Source organism: Archangium gephyra (assembly GCF_049060025.1).
In the GTDB taxonomy this organism is placed as follows: Bacteria; Myxococcota; Myxococcia; order Myxococcales; family Myxococcaceae; genus Archangium; species Archangium gephyra_A.
The window spans coordinates 9168702-9184471 of record NZ_JBMEQQ010000002.1 but is presented as its reverse complement, the minus strand read 5'-3'; the positions used below and the strand labels follow the sequence as shown (position 1 = coordinate 9184471).

Annotated in this window: 11 protein-coding genes; 5 read left to right on the top strand and 6 right to left on the bottom strand. The window is 68.6% G+C overall.

Translation table 11 applies throughout. From position 1 onward, the window contains the following. Positions 1-45: 45 nt before the first annotated feature. Genes ACN28I_RS40115 through ACN28I_RS40105 form a run of 3 tightly spaced genes read right to left on the bottom strand, consistent with a single transcriptional unit; the run spans position 46 to position 7741 of the window. Positions 46-3525: a hypothetical protein gene (locus ACN28I_RS40115; RefSeq protein WP_420947163.1), complete on the bottom strand. Its 3480-nt coding sequence runs from the start codon at positions 3523-3525 to the stop codon at positions 46-48. Then, positions 3519-4058 (bottom strand): DUF1318 domain-containing protein, encoded by a 540-nt coding sequence (locus tag ACN28I_RS40110; RefSeq protein ID WP_420947162.1) that lies wholly within the window; start codon positions 4056-4058, stop codon positions 3519-3521. Before ACN28I_RS40110 ends, ACN28I_RS40115 begins: the two co-directional genes overlap by 7 nt. Further along, positions 4055-7741, bottom strand: coding sequence for a hypothetical protein (locus ACN28I_RS40105; RefSeq protein WP_420947161.1), 3687 nt, complete (start codon positions 7739-7741; stop codon positions 4055-4057). The genes ACN28I_RS40110 and ACN28I_RS40105 overlap by 4 nt, the downstream gene beginning before the upstream one ends. A 38-nt stretch (positions 7742-7779) precedes the next feature. Between ACN28I_RS40105 and ACN28I_RS40100 the strand changes: the two genes are divergently transcribed. Further along, entirely contained in the window at positions 7780-8040 is a 261-nt protein-coding gene (locus ACN28I_RS40100) for a DUF6310 domain-containing protein (RefSeq protein WP_420947160.1), read from the top strand. Here ACN28I_RS40100 and ACN28I_RS40095 read toward each other — a convergent pair. From ACN28I_RS40095 to ACN28I_RS40085, 3 genes are all read right to left on the bottom strand, one after another. After that, entirely contained in the window at positions 7979-8773 is a 795-nt protein-coding gene (locus ACN28I_RS40095; protein WP_420947159.1) for a hypothetical protein, read from the bottom strand. The genes ACN28I_RS40100 and ACN28I_RS40095 overlap by 62 nt on opposite strands. Before the next feature lie 296 nt (positions 8774-9069). Next, entirely contained in the window at positions 9070-11355 is a 2286-nt protein-coding gene (locus ACN28I_RS40090) for a glutamine amidotransferase (protein WP_420947158.1), read from the bottom strand. Between the two features lie 21 nt (positions 11356-11376). Next, positions 11377-12135, bottom strand: coding sequence for a DUF4159 domain-containing protein (locus ACN28I_RS40085; protein ID WP_420947157.1), 759 nt, complete (start codon positions 12133-12135; stop codon positions 11377-11379). Positions 12136-12191: 56 nt separating this feature from the next. Here ACN28I_RS40085 and ACN28I_RS40080 point away from each other — a divergent pair, with 56 nt between their 5' ends. From ACN28I_RS40080 to ACN28I_RS40065, 4 genes are all read left to right on the top strand, one after another. Continuing rightward, complete coding sequence (locus tag ACN28I_RS40080; RefSeq protein WP_420947156.1) at positions 12192-12452, top strand: molecular chaperone DnaJ; 261 nt, start codon at positions 12192-12194, stop codon at positions 12450-12452. Positions 12453-12461: 9 nt separating this feature from the next. Continuing rightward, positions 12462-13181, top strand: a complete 720-nt coding sequence (locus tag ACN28I_RS40075; protein WP_420947155.1) for a hypothetical protein — start codon at positions 12462-12464, stop codon at positions 13179-13181. Between the two features lie 84 nt (positions 13182-13265). After that, positions 13266-14120 (top strand): hypothetical protein, encoded by an 855-nt coding sequence (locus ACN28I_RS40070; protein WP_420947154.1) that lies wholly within the window; start codon positions 13266-13268, stop codon positions 14118-14120. A gap of 49 nt (positions 14121-14169) precedes the next feature. Next, entirely contained in the window at positions 14170-15732 is a 1563-nt protein-coding gene (locus tag ACN28I_RS40065; protein ID WP_420947153.1) for a beta-ketoacyl synthase N-terminal-like domain-containing protein, read from the top strand. Positions 15733-15770 lie beyond the last annotated feature (38 nt).

The following is a 15770-nucleotide window of genomic DNA, read 5'->3' as shown; positions in this document are numbered from 1 at the left end:
CCGCTCGGCCGAAGCGGCAATCCTGGTGCGGAAACCCCCGCGGCTTCATCTTGTGGACCCCGAGGGTGAGACTGTCTCCGCCATCGCGGGGCTCTCCGCTGGCGGGGGAGCGCTGAGGGCCAGATAGATCTCGAACCACGCCAGATAGGAGCGCCACGAAGGATTACGCTGATCGATGAGGGAGCGTTGGGCCTGTCCCAGACGCTTGGGCACGTCGAAAGGCACCCGCGTGTTCCCATCCGCGTGCAACTGCGCCACGAACCAGAGCACGTCGAGTTGACCGGCATCGACCGGCGCATGGGTGCGAGCGATCAGGGTGTCGGCGTGCTCGAGCGCCTTGCCCAACCAGCGGGCCGCCCGCGCCGTGTCCCGGCGATCCACGGCATTCTCGGCCAGCCGCAGCTCCGCCAGCGTCACCGCGCGGATGTCCTCATCGCGATCCGTCTCGGCGAACTGTTGCAGGAACAGCGCGCGCCGCCGTTCGAGTGCGTGAGCGGCGGCGTCCAGGTTCCCGAGCCGGGTCTCCGCATTGGCGCGCAGTCCCGCGGCGATGATGCGATAGGAGCGCTGAACGTGCTTCGGGGTGGCGTACGCCTGGTGCAGCGTGGCTTGCACGGCCGGGGTCGCCAGGTCGCGATCAACCTTGTCCAGGTCCTCCAACGCCCGCTGGGGCTGACCCGCCCCCAAGGCCGCGGCGCAGCGGGCCAGCCGCACCACCAGCCGGTTGCGCAGACCCTCCGCGTCGCTGGGGCTCGATTCCACGGTGGGCAGTTCGCGATCGTAGAGCGCCAACGCCCGCTCGAACCGGCCCGCGGCGAGGTTGTAGAGCGCCGCGCGATCCACGGCCAGGAGGGCGAACCTGGCCAGCTTCGGTGTGGCGTCCACCATGGCCAGGGCCTGATCCGCCGCCTTCGCGGACTCTTCCTCGCGGCCGACGTGCAGGAGCGCCCGGGCGCGGGCAAGGGATACCGCCAGCCCTGCCCAGTTATCCACGTAGGGGAACTTGTCCCGCTGCTCGAGGTAGCCCAGGGCGATGTGGAAGTTGCCCACCTGGGTGTGCAACAGCCCCAACGCGCCAAGGAGCATCGCCCGGTAGCGGACGTTGTTGCGCACCAGGTCCAGGGCAATCAAGTAGTGCCGGTTGGCGCGCTCGGCGGCGGCAGGCGCGTGGCCGCGGAGGAAGTCCTCGTGATGAATGGCACCATAGAGGGCATGCACCGCGCGCTGGTTCTTGAGCTCCTGCCATGAGCTGCGCAGCTCCTTCACGGCCGCCGCCACCGCCTTGGCGTGGGCGCGGTCATCCTCGAGTTTGGGCAACTGGCGCGCCGTGAGGTAGGCCTTCACGAAGTGCGCGAGCGGCCTGGCCATCCTCTCCGAGGTGGTGGTGACTTCCTTTTCCACCACCTCGGGGCTGACGCCGGCACGCAGACGCAGGACCATGGACTCGACAGCACTTTCCAGATAGCCAGTCCGTTGGGTCACCAGGTCGAAGTCGGCACGGGCCTCGTCCACGCGCTGCCTCCCCAACCGGCGGTAGGCGCGGCCCATGATCGCGCGGCGGAACAACCGTTCGGCCCGGCGGCGTTCCTCGGTTCCGGGCGGGGCGTCATCGACGTAGGCCGTCGCCAATGCCTCCAGCACGCCATCGGCGCCGAGGCCCGCCGCGCGCTCGACGGCGTCTTGCACCACTGCGCGCCGGCGAAGGGGATCCTTTTGCTGACGGTAGAACGCGATCAGGGCATCCCGGACAGGGCGGGGGGGACGCTCTTCGTGCAACGCGTTGACGTGCCGGCCCAGCTCCAGGGCGAACGCATAGGCCGAGCCCGCGGGTGCCGATGCGAGGGCCTGGGCCATGGCGGCATCCGCCTCGTCGTAGGGGCGGCCCCGGTACAGGGCGCGGACGGCGGCGCGAGCGAAGTCGAGCTGGTCGTCGTCTCGAAACACCTTGTTCATGGAGAGCCGGCGGCCGGCATCGACCAGGGCCTCCCGATCGTCGAGCGTGCGGTACAGCGCGTCCGCTTGTTCGTAATAGGCCTCCAACACCGCGCGCGGCGTGGTGTCGGTCACCTGGGCGGCCTCCAGCTCCCGGCGCGCCAGCGTGAAGTCGCCAGCGGCCTCCGCCAGCTCACTGCGCACCACGTGTTGAAAGACGGCGGAGGGCGGGCTGGGAGCGGCGGCGGGATCCAACGCGGCCATGCGTTGCCGTTCGGCGTCCATCACCTCATCCACCATGCGGCCGCGTTCGAGCTCCTTCATGGCGCGCCGGTGGTCGATGAGGAGTTGCAGCGGCTCCGATAGTCCCGCGGTGGCGGGATCGCTCACCGAACGCATGTGGCGGGCGTAGAACTCCGCCGCATTGAAGTCCTCGAACGCCAGGTGGAGCTGGCTCAGGCGCATCATCAGCAGACGGCGGAGTTTGGGCCGGTCTTCGAGCAGCAGGCGTTGGCGATAGAGCAGGAGTTGATCCGCGCGCCTGCCGACCATCTTCAATTCCTCGTTGAGGCGAGGAACGTCCCAGTTGCTGGGAACCTGGCCATCCAGCGGCAGTTGATACACATCCAGCGATTGATCGCGCGAACAGGTCGCGATGAGTGACGCGGCCGCGGGCGCCGGGTACTCGCAGCTCCAGTACGCACTGGTGAGCTGGTCCGGACTGGAGGCGGCGGCCAACTCGGGCGCGTCCTCACGCTCCGCGGCGAAAGGCACCCGGAACAGCACGCCCCTGTCGCTGGCGTCGATCACCCCGTCCGCATTGGAATCGGTGAAGAACTGCACCACGTACAGGGAGCGCCCATCGAGCGCGAACACCGGCTGTCCGGTCTGCCCCGGAATATCGAGCGCCAGCGGGATGGGGACAGCGCCGGGGCGATCCAGCCGGAGTGCCTCCAGATGGGGCGAGGCGCGCGCGGCGAAACCGGGGCCCACCTGCTGCACGGAGCGCTCGACCGGGACGTACACCAGCCAGCGCCCATCGGGTGAAATGGTGGGACTGGTCAGGTTGCGATCGAGCAGGGGACTCGCGCGCAACTCGCGCTTCACCGTGACCCGCGACAATCGCAAATCGCCCTGGATGGTCGCCCGGCTCACCAGCGCGACATGCGAGGCATCCATCCATTCCGCCTGCAGCGCGCTGGTTTCTTCCTGGAGGCAGCGGCGGCCTTCCCCACCCGGCAGCTCCCGCACACACAACTGGCCGCTGGCCTGGTTCCGGAACGAGATGTAGAGCAGGTGTTTGCCGTCGGGACTGACCCGCGGCCAGGTCACGTCGGCGCCTTCGTCGAAGAGGCGGCGCTCGCGGCCCTGTTCCAGATCCTGAACGTAGATTTCGGTCGCGATGTTGCGGTTGGACACGAAGATCAGCGTGTTCCCATCGGGCGCCAACTGCCCCAGGAATTGATCTCCCATGCCCACGGTGAGCCGTGAGGGCGTGCGCAAGCCCGTGTCGTTCTCATCGTCCTGCGCCCAGGCGCTGCCCGCGAGGAGAACGGCCAGGGCCAGCAACCACCGGCCACGGGGCGTCAGCACTTCTTCTCTCCCCAGGTGCCGTCATCGGATTCAACCCAGCCGCCGCAGATCACACCCTTCGCATGCACCTGCTGCCAGCTCCGGCGCACCGACTCCTCGGTCAGGTCGGGGCGGACCGTCCGCATCCACTGCCACAGGTGCAGCCGGGCCCGGTTCACCCGTTCCACCAGCGCGACGTCATCGGACGACAAACGTCCGGCCTGGCATTGGCGCCGGGTGTCCACCAGCAACCCGTCCCGCCCTTCGCCCACACAGTGGCGCCGCAGCAGCTCGTCGACGCGGTCCGCCTGCGTCCTGCCGATGTTCTCGACCAACGGCGTGGGTTGGATGCCCAATTCCTCCAGTTGGTTGGGTGTGAGCGGCACCGGCGTCGGGCTCATGCCCGCGCGAGCGAGCCGCTGTTCCACGCTCTTGAACGAGCCTGACGCCTGTTCTTCGAGCGCCGTCGCGCGATCGACCATGACGATCTCCGGGGCACGGATGCATCCGGACCAGGCGAAGGCGGCAAGCAGCAGCAACCCGCGGCGTTTCATGGAGTGGCCTCCTGAGGAGACAAGGAGTGGATGGCACGGTCGAAGATGGGGCCCATGGGGATGCCCCGGATCTCGTCGATGCTGAGAAATCTGGCCAGGCCGCCCATGGTGATGCGCAGCCTGCCGAAGCCGTGGTTGAAGCTCACCCGCACGTGTTCCGGGTAGCCCACGCTCAACGCGTAGCGGACGCGGTTGGTGGCGGGATCCGTGTGGTGTGGATCCTCGAGATCGAGCAGATCCAGCAGGTGGCGGTTGCCGATGCGCAGGATCTCCGCGCGTCCGTTGACGCTGCGATCCTTGCCGGAGATGACCACGGCGGCGTTGCCATCGAAGGGCTCGCCTCGGGACGATTTCACGCCGGTCGCCCGCACGTGTGCCTCCAGGGAGGAATGCTTTCCCTCCCAGTTCAACACGCACTGTCCGGTGATATGCCCACCGCGGACGCCCATCTCCAATTGGCTCATGGAAACCACGTTCTGGTTGATGAACAGGTTTCCGGCCAGGGGCGCGATGGAAATGTACGGCGTGGTGATGCTGCCCACCGAGATGAATCCGCTGCGCGAGAGCAAGGGGTGTTGGTCGGCGAAACGCAGCATCGAATACGGGTTCACGTCGATGTCGTCCAGCAGCCGCACCCGGCCTTCACGCAGCTCCACGTTTTCGGTCAGCGGCACATGGCCATCGAGCGTTTCGATGGCGATCCCCGAGCCGGGCAACCGCAGGTTCACGTTCTGGAAGAGCACGTTGGAGAGGGTCCGGAAGACCACCAGGTTGGGCGAAGCCACCTGGAAATCGGCCGTGACCTTGCCGCTGCTCTCGATCCGGCCGGGCTGCGCGAGCTTGGACAAGTCCTGCGCCAGCGCCCCCCGGACCGCCAGGCGGCGCCGATCGTCGCCGAGCTCGAGCCGGCCTTCGGCTTTCAGCTCGGTACTCGTCCCCGCGTTGGACAGTTGCAGGTCTGGGATGTGAATGACGCCATTGGGCTTACGGCGGGCGGAGAACGACCACTCCAGGTCCTGCACCGGATAGGGCAGCGCCGGCTTCTGCTCGAGGGAGCGGACCTTCAAGAGCTGTTTCAGTTCGATCTCATCCGCTTCCCACTTCCCGGTGAAGGTGGCGGTGGTGTCGCTGGACATGCCGGCGAATGACAGCCGGCGATCGTTCAGGCCCACATTGAGTTTTTCCACCGTCAGGTTGCTGTGGACGATTCGCCGTGGCCCCTCGGCGCGCGACTCGACCCGCCAATGCAGCGCGGGAAGGTTGATCGATCGGGAATCCTCTCTCCAGCGGATGCCGCGCACGTCCACCACCGCCGTTCCCTCGAAGCTGGCGGTGCGCAGAGGGGCGGGGGTCAGGCTCGGGGTTCCGTCGGCGGCGATGTCCGTGAGTACGCCGAGCAGCGTGCCATGCAGCTCGACGTTCAGCGCGAGCCGCGAGGAATCCAGTTCCGCGGGCACCCGGGCCTTGGCCAGGAGAGGTGACAGCGCACCGATGGGCGGAACGTCGCCCTTCACATCACAGCGAAGCGCGCGGGCCTTCCGGTCGAACGCCAGGGCGGCATCGAGTGAGATCTTCAGCCCCGCCTGGCTGGTGAGCCCCAGCCGGAGCGACGGCTTCCGGCGATCGAGGTCCAGCGTCAGGGTCTGGTGCTGAGAACCCACGTCCTTCTCACCGGCGCGCAGCCCTTCGATTTGAAGATCCAGCTCGCCCTTGTGCCGCCAGGCATCTCCTTGCGAGCGCATCACGACGGCGACGTTGCTGGCCGATACGTCGTCCCATCCCGGCCGCTGCAGGCGCAGCTCCGTCCGGTGCTCCAACCGTGGCGAGGAGGAAAAGAGCGCCGCCAGTCTGCCCTTGGAAGCCAGGTTCACGGCGAGGTGCTTCCAGGGAACGCGTGCGGCGACCGGCTCGGGGATGAAGGGCCGGGCGGCGGCGAGGTCCGGGGTCTGGACGGCCAAGGAGTACGCCACATCGTCGGTCCCCTTGGTGGCATCCATCGACGCGTGCATCGTGCCCACGTCGAGCTCCAGGTGGGCGCGGGCCCGGCTGAGCCGCGGCTCGTCCAACCGGGGGAACACCTCCGACACGTCGAGCTTCACGTGCACGGGGCCCTTCAGCACCTCGCGGCCATCCGCCGTGACCACCTGGAGGGCCCCCACGGGCACGTCCGCTTTCAGTGCGAAGGGCGGCTCACCCGCCAAGGGGGCATGGAGATGAAAGCCCAGACGTTCAGCCGTCGCACGGAGCCCGGAGGCACGGACGTCCAAGGCCTCCACCATTCCGGACAGGGCGGCATCCCCCGCGACCTGGATGGGCGATGAGGGGTCTGGCCGCAACTGGTGGCCCTTCAGTTCGCCGGAGGCCTTCGGGACACGAAGCGTGGTGGCCCCCCGGACATCGAGCCCCTGGAGCGCGAAGGCGAGTTGAGCGGCCAGCCCCTTCTGGGGATCAGGCGTCGCCACCAAGGAGACGCGTCCACCGCCGAGTGCCACCCGAAGATCGTCTTGAACGAGCTGGAGGGCCGAGACGTCGACGTCCAGCCCGAGTTTGCCCTGGGCTCCCAGCGCCGGCATGGCGCTGAGCGTGACCTCCTGGGCGTCCAGATGCACCGTGCCGCGCTCCAACGAGAACGGACGCCACTCGGCGGGGACCTGTTGCAGCAGCCGTCCGAGATCAACATCCGCCAGGGCCCGCGTCACCACGGGCGGAACCTCCGCTGCATCCGGAAGCACCACCTGGGCTTGCACTTCGGCGCTGTCGGTCAGCCGGAGGCGGTCCAGCTCGAGAGCAATGTGCCGCTTGTCGCCATCGAACTTCGCGGAGGCCGCGCCGTGCAGCAGCGTGCGGACCGTGAACCGCGGATCGAACGTCTGCCGCGCGATATCAAGGTCCACCCGGGCGCGAGCGGCCGACGCCCCAACCTCCGCTGAAAGGGCCAGTTCCAGCCAGGCCAGGGCCGGCGAAATGGCCGAGCCTTCACGGCTCAACTCCAGTGGGAGCGGCGTACCGGTCTGGCCGATTTCCGCGAAGAGCTTCCATCCATCGTCCTGATGCTTCGCTTCGACCGCGGCTGCGAGCCCACGCAAGGACCAGCGCTCGAGCACTTCACTGTTGCGGACACGGACGTAACTCAACGACACGCCCGACACTTCGACCTTCCCGACGGAAGGCGCGGAGGCCAGGAGGGCAGCGGCCTGCTGAGAGGCTCCGAGTGGCGCTTCAACGGGCGGCGGTTCAGGGGCTTCCGGCCCCGTCAATCCCGTGAGAGACGTAGGCCCCGCCTCGTCGGCCACCAGGACCAGGGCCACGTCCCGCACCGCCACCCGCTCCACCAGGGTGGGCCCGCTCAACAGGGAGGCAGGCGACCATTGCGCCTCCAACGAGCCGACGCGCAGCAGCTCGGGCGCGACGCCTTGAAACGGCGGCGGGGTCCGCACCACCAGCCCTTCCAGCCGCAGACCCGAGAGCACGGAGACCTGGGCTGTCTGGTAGTCCAACCGCAGGCCCGTGGCCGATTCCACCCTGGAGACGATGCGTTGTTTCAACCAGGGGCGGCCGAGGTTGTGCAGCGCGGCCACCGCCGCGACCAGCACCAGCGCGAGGGTCGCAACGAGACCCAGGAGCACGCCTGCGATGATTCGAGCCAACCGCTGGCGGGACCGTCCAGCTCCAGAGGATTCCATGATTTCGGTCGGGAGCGGGCGATTACCGCTGTCCTACCATGCGGCGGAATCGGGTTTCAATCGCCGGGACCCGGCGGGCTCGTTCGTCGCTGCCGGGCCGCGCGGAGCCCCGCTCCAAGTGCGACCCCATCCCCGTGCCACACCGAGGCGGAGATGCCGATCACAATAAGTGCGCCGACAAGGTAGCGCGCAGCCCCCCTTGGGGTACACGCCGCGGAGTGAGCCCATGCGCCGCGCTCAGGACGAGCGCGGCCTCAAGCAGAAGAACAAGGGCACGCCATCGTTGGGGAAGTAGTTGATGTCGGAGACGCATTCGCCCAGGTCGTCCTGATCGATGCGCAGCGGGTTTTGATGGGCGTTCAGGTTCGGATCGTTGACGAGGGAGCGGTATGGGCTGTTGTTGTCCGAGAGCCGGAGAATCCACAGCTTGTTGAACCGCAGCGAGTAGATGGAGCAGCGGTACTTGTAGCCCTTGCTCGAGGTCTTGACCTCTTTGTAGGCCTGGGGCTCCAGCAGCTTGGCCGTGTTGCTCTTGAACTCCTCGATGTCGGACGGGTACTCCTTGGCGTGGAACAGCAGCAGGATGTCCGGGAGCGGCGCCGAGGTGTCATAGACCAGGTGGCCGTGGAACAGGTCGGCGCGGTTCAACGCGATGGAGTCCCCCTCGAACCAGGGATCCTTGTTGGCCGCGAGGCTGGCACTGACACCCACCAAGCTCTCGAACAGCTCCTCGAAGTACTTGGTGATCTCGTCGTCCTTGAACCGCCGGAAGGGGCTGCCCCCGCTGGCCCAGTTGTGCAGCTTGTAGAAGCCCTTGTCCTTGGCCAGGGTCGACGCATTGCTCAGCGCGTCGTCGGTGACCTTGTCGCTCAGCTTCGACAGCTCCTCCCGGAGCTTCTCCGCCGAGGGCAGGTTGAGGAGCTTCGAGACGTCTTCCGGGAGCTGCGACACGTCGGGCGTGACACTCAAATAATTCGAATCGCCGCCAAGCTTGAGTTGGATCAGCGTGATCTTCTGCTGCTGGGTAGGCATGACGGGCTGCGCTCCAGATAGGCGTCAAAAGGCGTCGGAGCGTGCGACGTGGTCCGTCCCGTCACGCTCCGGCAGGTTCCACCCTCCACCCCTCCGCATGACGTTGGCCGACAGGCCAGGACCTCGTCTCGAGGCATTCTCGCACGAGTCCACGCCGCCTGATACCGGCAGTGTGGCTCAGGTCTTGTCGAGCGCTCGGAAGGCTCGGAAGGTGTCAAAGGACTCGTTGCCGCCGCCTACGAGTCGTCTGACACCCGGGCCTCGGGGTGGTTACCCAGTTACTCAGGAGTCGTTCCTCACACGTACCCGAAGCGGCGGCGCAGGAACCACTCGGTGCCCAGCAGCCCCACCAGCGCCACCAGGTAGTACCACCGGTCCCACAGCGGCCGATCCTTCGCCCGGCCCACCTCCACCACCGGTGGATCCAACAGCGGCACGTCGTCCGGCAACCCATTCATCGGCAGCCGGAACGCCTTGCCTCCCGTGTACCTGGCGATCTGCTCCATCAGCTCCGGCCGCACCGAGGCGTCCGACAGCTCCGGGCCCACCGCGCGCACCGCCACCGCGTCCTCGCCCTTCCCCAGGTCCGTCTCGCCCTTCTTCGCCGTGGCCACCAGCTTGTACGGCCCCGGCGCCGGCGGTGCGAACTCCAGCCGCACCACACCATCCGGACCCGTCTGTCCCGTCTGCACCGCCACCGGCGTCTGCGTGTCCACCGACACCAGCTCCACCCGCACCTGCGCGTCCTGCGCCGGTTGGTAGTCCGCCGTCCTCGAGGACACCACCACCCCCACCGCCTTGCCCGGCTCCACCGAGGGAGGATCCGCCGTCACGTTCAGCGTCGTCAGGTCCGGATCCCTCACCAGCCAGCGCAGCGCGTTGCTCCAGAACCGGTCATACGCGCGGCTCGGCGAGCCTCCCTTGTGCGCCGTGAAGGCCCAGTACCAGCTCGCATCCGTGGCCACCACCATCGACCGGCCCCGCCCGTAGTCCCACACCGACACCAGCGGCGCGTTCTTCCCGTCCACCGTCATGAACGGATGGTCCATCAGCACCGTCGCCCCCGGCTTCGCCCGCGTCTGGTTCGCTCCCGGAATCGCCGGCAGGTCCGCCCAGACCGTCTCCGTGCTCGCCCCTCCCGACGCCATCGCCGTCACCGGGTGACGCATTCCCTCCGGCGTCAGCCGCGCCTTGAAGGGCTCCACGTTCGCCGGGCCCGCTCCCTCCACCGGCAGCGTCTCGTACAGCGTGGGCATGCTCGCGCGGCCCTCGCCCAGCACACTGTCGCCGCCGATCATCACCAGCGCCCCGCCGTTGTGCACGTAGCGCTCCAGGTTGCGCTCGTACTGGGCGATCGACAGCGACGTGTCCGTGTAACCAAAGTTCTGGAAGATGACGACGTCGAAGGTGTCCAGCTTCGTGTCGAAGATCTCCTCCATCGGGAAGGGAATCAGCGACAGCTCGCGCTCCTGGCTCACCACGCCCGGATCATCCGACATCGTCCGCAGGATGTAGAAGCTCACCAGGTCCACGTTCGCGTCCTGGCGCAGCAGTCCGCGCAGGAAGCGCTCGTCCCACGAGGGCCGGCCCACCACCAGCAGCACGCGCACGCGGTCGCGAATCACCTTCAGCACGAAGGAGCGGGTGTTGTTGTCCCCCACCGCCTCGTCCGGGAAGACGGGCATGCTCACCGTGTAGACGAAGCGCCCCGTCTGGTCCGGCGTGAAGGTGAAACCCACCGGCTTCACGTCGTCCGAGGACTCGAAGCGCACCGACTTGCTCGCCACCACCTTGCCTTCCTGCTTCAGCACCACCGGCACGTCCTGCCCCGAGAAGCCCCGGCCGTGCACCTCCACCTCCACCGTGATGGAGTTGCGCACGAAGGCGAAGTCGTCCACCTTCACCCGCTCCACCGCCAGGTCCTTCAGCGCCTCGCGGCCCACCAGGAAGGTGGACACCGGCACGTTCAGGTCCGCCAGCGCCGCTCGCGCCCGGCCCACCGCGCCTCCCGCCAGCTCCACGTTGTCCGCGCCGTCGCTCACCAGCAGCACGCCGCCCAGCTTCTTCGCGCCCTGCGCCCCCGCTCCCACCGAGCGCAGCGCCGACAGCAGGTCCGACGTCCCCGCCCGCGCCGGCTCCTTCGCCAGCGCCTCGGCCGACGTGGGCGACAGCTCCGGATCGAAGCCGTACACCTCCACCGTGTACCGGTCCTGCAACCCCGCCAGCCCCGGCGCGGCCTCCTCCAGGAAGGCGGCCGCCTGCGCCGAGCGCGTCACGCCCCCCGGCTCCACCGGGAAGTTCATCGACGCCGAGCGGTCCACCAGCACCGCCAGCCGGTTCTTCATCCGCGCCACCTGCAGGTTGCGGATGCCGGGCTCCAACAGGAAGAAGAGCGCCGCCAGGCCCGCGCCCGCGCGCAGCGTCCACAGGGCCCAACGCCGCAGCCGCGCCGGCTCTCGCCGCACGCCCCACGCCGCCAGCCCCACTCCGAGCGCCAGGCCCACGCCCATCAGCACCAGCGCCCACACGGGCAGCGGCGAAAGGCTGACGAGCTTCCAGGCATTGAAGGGGGTGGTGTCCATGAATGAGTCAGGGGCCTCGCGTCAGCGGCGCTTGTTGAGGATGAGCGGCAGGTGGACGGCGTCGTCCTTGTAGTCCAGGCAGAGGGCGTACATGCAGAGGTTCACCCCCAGCCGCACGGCCAGCTCACGCTGGGGCTCGCCGCCCGGGGAGACGTCGAACTCGTAGTCTCCCGCCTCGCTGCGGTTCCACGCCCCGGCCAGGTCGTTCTGCGAGTACATCACCGCCGCCCGCTTGCCGAGGTTGGCCGCCAGCAACTGTGGCTTGTTGAGCAACCGGCCCGGCGCCGAGTCCAGCAGGAAGAAGCTCTTGAAGACGACGTGCTTGGACGGCACCGGGGTGAGCGGGCTCTGCGGCAGCACCCGCGCCATCTCCCGCCGGAAGCTGGTGTCGAAGCCCTCCCCGTCGCTGCCGTCATTGGCGTCCGCCAGGAGGAAGCCCCCGAAGGTGAGGTAGCGCCGCAGGTTCTCCACCTCGGCCTCGCTGAAGGGCGGAAAGGCCCCGTCCCCGCCCAGGTACAGGAAGGGGTACTCGAAGAGCTCCGGGCTGGAGAGGGCGAAGGGGCGGGCGTCCGGCAACACCTCCACCGAGGTGCGCCGCTGCAACTCCCAGGCGATTCGTCGGAGCCCCGACAATCTCGTGTCCCAGCGGCCACCATGCCGGGCCACGGCGGGGATGAAGCGGCTCTTCTCTCCAAAGGCGAACGCACGTCCGGACAGCAGAGGGACGAGCGCCGCGCTCCCGAGCAGGAGGGTTCGACGGCTGAGGGGGCGCACGGGCATAGGGGTTTCTATATACCGTCGACGCGCCCTTGCATTCCCCGCTATAGAGTTGCCCCATGGCGAAAGGCGGACAGACGCCGAAAGACCCTGCCTCCCCCCGGATGCAGGCGGCGTGGAAGCTCAAGGACTCGGGGGACGTGGTCGCCGCCCGGCGTGAGGCCGAGCGCATCCTGGCGGACAATCCCAGCCCGGACGACAAGGCGCAGGCCCAGGAGCTGCTGCGCCGCGCCACCACCGCCCCCTCGCTGTACGGCTTCGCCATCCTGGCCGCCGTCATCCTCGTGCTGCTCGTGGTGCTCGCCGCCACGCGCTACTAGGACACCGCCGTGGACTCGTACCTCGAAGCCCTCAAGGCCTACCAGTCGTTCAACCCCGCCGGCTGGGTGGCCATCTACCGGTTGATGCCCATGTGGGCCGGCATCGTGTGCTGCGTGCTGGGGCTCGGGCTGCTGCTCTTCGGGGGCGGCAAGTCCGCCTTCCGCGCCGTGTCCGGGCCCCTGGGCATGCTCATCGGCCTGGGCTGGACGGGCCTGGTGCTCACGAAGTTGGGCGTGGCCGCGGACCCGCGCCTGCCCTCCGTCGCCGCCGCGGTGCTCACCGTCCTGGGCATCATCTTCCCTCCGGCCATCATCTACCTCGGCGTGGGCATCCCCATCGGCCTGCTGGGCGGGCAGATCGCCGGACCCAGCGACTTCCTCGTCGGCTTCGCGCCCGGCCTCATCCTCGGCGGCCTCGCCGCCGCGGTGCTGCACCGCCACGTGGCGGCCATCATCGCCTCCATGATTGGCGGCTGGCTGCTCGTGCTCGGCGCCATGGCGGCCCTGCACCAGTTCGGCGGGCTCGTCAGCGCCATGGCCAGCCAGCCCTGGGGCCTCATCATCGCCGCGGGCCTCTTCGCCATCGCCGGCAGCGTCTATCAGATCGCCGTGCGCCCCTCGCCCGAGGAGGAGGAGCGCCAGCACGCCGAGCGCCAGCGCTTGAAGATGCGCCAGGCCGAGTTGAAGGCCACCGAGAAGCGCTGGAGCGCCCCCCGGGGCGGCAAGTAGCCAGCCGCGAGCAGCCTTTACCTCCACCGGGGCGGCGCATACAGTCCGCGCCCCCCTCCACCCCCCTGCGGACGAGCGACAGCGATGGGCCAGGCCAGACGCAAGGAGAAGAACCTCGAGACCCGGGAGCCCCAGGCCCCCACGGCCGATGGCGCTCCCGCCGCGGACGCCGAGGCCAGGGTCGCCTGGAAGAAGCCCGAGGGCTTGTCGCGGCGGGGCTGGGCGGTGCTCGCCGCCGTCATCCTCGCCATCCAGTTCCCCCTCATCCACTACGCCCTCTTCCGCGGCGAGCCCGCCACCACCGCCACCGTTCCCTACAGCCAGGACTTCTCGGACCCGTCCGTGGTGCAGCGCGACTTCTTCTCCACCGGCGGCCACTGGCGCGTGGTGGAGGGGCAGCTCCTGTCACCGGGCGTGAAGAACAATCCGCTCTGGCTCCAGGCGAAGCTGCCGCGCGACGTGGCCGTCGAGTTCGACGTGCGCTCCCAGTCTCCCGAGGGCGACATCAAGGCGGAGATCTTCGGCGACGGCAGCGACCACGCCTCCGGGTACATCCTCATTCACGGCGGGTGGAACAACTCGCTGTCCATCATCGCGCGGCTGGACGAGCACGGCGCCCCGCTGGAAGCGCTCCAGCGTGAGGCCCGGCGGGTGGCCGAGCGCAATGGTGGCAAGGGCTCGGGACTGGTGGAGACGGGCGTGTTCCGGAAGGACACGCACATGCGGGTGGAGGCCCGGCCCTACCCGGTGGAGATTGGCCGGACCTATCACTGGCGTATCGAGCGCAGGGGCTCGCTGTTACGCTGGTCCATCGATGGAAAGCCCTTCATGGAGTTCGATGACCCCCTGCCGCTCGAGGGAAAGGGTCACGACCGCTTCGGGTTCTCCAGCTGGGAGGCCCAGCTCTTCTTCGACAACCTGACGATCGAGCCGCTGTAGAGGGTGGCTCGAAGGTCGGCGGCGAGAACCAGGAATCAGAGGTAACAACGTGCGCAGAGTCGGAATCTTCGGCTGGGGAGTGGTCGCTCCCCGGTCCCGGAACATCGAGGCCTTCGAGAAGAACCTCGCGACGTCGGAGAGCTGGCTCTCCCCCTTCAACGGCTTCGGTCCGGACAACTTCCTCGTCGGCAACCCGGACTTCGAGTTCGCGGAATACAAGCCGTGGATCGACGCCCGCTTCCCCGCCACGCGCTTCGCCCAGCTCGAGAAGAAGATGGGCATGCCGACCAAGATGGCGATCGGCGCCTTCATCCAGTCGCTCGGCCAGAATCCCGGCCTGGAGCAGGAGCTGCAGGCGCTGGGGGCCCGCTCCCATGTGTACGTGGGCACCGGCCTGGGAGATCTGCCGACCATCCACGACATCACCCTGAACCTGCACCGCGCCCAGCGGCGGTGGGACCGGTTCTGGGCGTCTCCCGAGCGCAACAGCACCCTGCGCCGCTGGCTGGAGACGCGCGAGCCGATGCCCGGCCTGCCTCCCGAGCCCTCCACCGTGGACGAGGCGGACCGCGACGAGGCCGAGGAGGCCTGGTGGCACTTCTGGGCCGGCCAGTCTCCCGAGCTGCGCGAGTACCTCGCCGAGCAGAAGGAGATTGAAGGCTCCGGCGTCGAGGGCGGCAACGTGGAAGCCGCCAAGCTGGCCGTCATCAAGGAGAAGCGGACGCGCAACCAGCGCCTGCAGAAGAAGTGGGGCGCCCCCGAGCCGCCGTGGAACGCGGTGCCGTCCGAGATTCTCTGGAACATCCACAACACCCCCGCCTCGCAGATCTCGATGATGGGGAAGCTCACCGGCATGACGTTCGCGCCGGTGGCGGCGTGCTCCTCGTTCGGCTACGGGCTGAAGCTGGCACTCGACGCCATCACCAGCGGCGATGCGAAGGCGGTGGTGCTGGGGATGACGGATCCTCCCCCGCACCCGCTCACCGTGGGTGGCTTCTACAACGCGCGCGTGGTGAGCGCGGACGGCGCCGTGTCCAAGCCGCTGACGCAGCTTCGCGGCACGCACGTGGCCGGTGGCTCGGTGGTGTGGATTCTGGGAGACCTGGAGCACTTCACCGCCAAGGGCTTCAAGCCGCTGGGCATGGAGCCCCTCACCGTGGGCGTCACCGCGGACGCGGACCACATCATCACGCCCTCGAAGGAGGGCCCCGTCGTGGCCATCCACGAGGCCCTGCGCAAGGCGGGCGTGGAGCCCTCCGAGATTGGGAGCTGGGACCTGCACGCCACCGCCACCCCGGGCGACTACCTGGAGATGGAGACGCTGCGCTCGGTGCTGCCCGAGACGGTGCTGGTGACGGCGCGCAAGGGCACCTTCGGCCACGGCATGGGTGCCGGCGGCGGCTGGGAGCTGACGGCCCAGTACCTCGGCTACGCCCGGGGCGAGGTGTTCCCCACCCCGCTGTCCGAGGGGAAGCTCAACAAGGAGATCGGCCGCGTGCACCCCCGCTACGTCTTCGACAAGCCGGTGGCCGCGCCCCAGGGCTGCGCTGGCAAGCTCTCCATGGGCGTGGGCGGCATCAACGCCTGCGTCATCTCGCGCCCCTGGCGCTGAGCACGCGGCGGCCCTGCCCCCAAGGGTCATGGCCGCCC

What these genes read in the sequence shown, in the direction of transcription:
- ACN28I_RS40110 (WP_420947162.1), bottom strand. Translation starts at nt 4,058, where the DNA reads ATGAAACGCCGCGGGTTGCTGCTGCTTGCCGCCTTCGCCTGGTCCGGA.
- ACN28I_RS40085 (WP_420947157.1), bottom strand. Translation starts at nt 12,135, where the DNA reads ATGCCCGTGCGCCCCCTCAGCCGTCGAACCCTCCTGCTCGGGAGCGCG.
- ACN28I_RS40070 (WP_420947154.1), top strand. Translation starts at nt 13,266, where the DNA reads ATGGGCCAGGCCAGACGCAAGGAGAAGAACCTCGAGACCCGGGAGCCC.
- ACN28I_RS40080 (WP_420947156.1), top strand. Translation starts at nt 12,192, where the DNA reads ATGGCGAAAGGCGGACAGACGCCGAAAGACCCTGCCTCCCCCCGGATG.
- ACN28I_RS40095 (WP_420947159.1), bottom strand. Translation starts at nt 8,773, where the DNA reads ATGCCTACCCAGCAGCAGAAGATCACGCTGATCCAACTCAAGCTTGGC.
- ACN28I_RS40100 (WP_420947160.1), top strand. Translation starts at nt 7,780, where the DNA reads ATGCGGCGGAATCGGGTTTCAATCGCCGGGACCCGGCGGGCTCGTTCG.
- ACN28I_RS40105 (WP_420947161.1), bottom strand. Translation starts at nt 7,741, where the DNA reads ATGGAATCCTCTGGAGCTGGACGGTCCCGCCAGCGGTTGGCTCGAATC.
- ACN28I_RS40090 (WP_420947158.1), bottom strand. Translation starts at nt 11,355, where the DNA reads ATGGACACCACCCCCTTCAATGCCTGGAAGCTCGTCAGCCTTTCGCCG.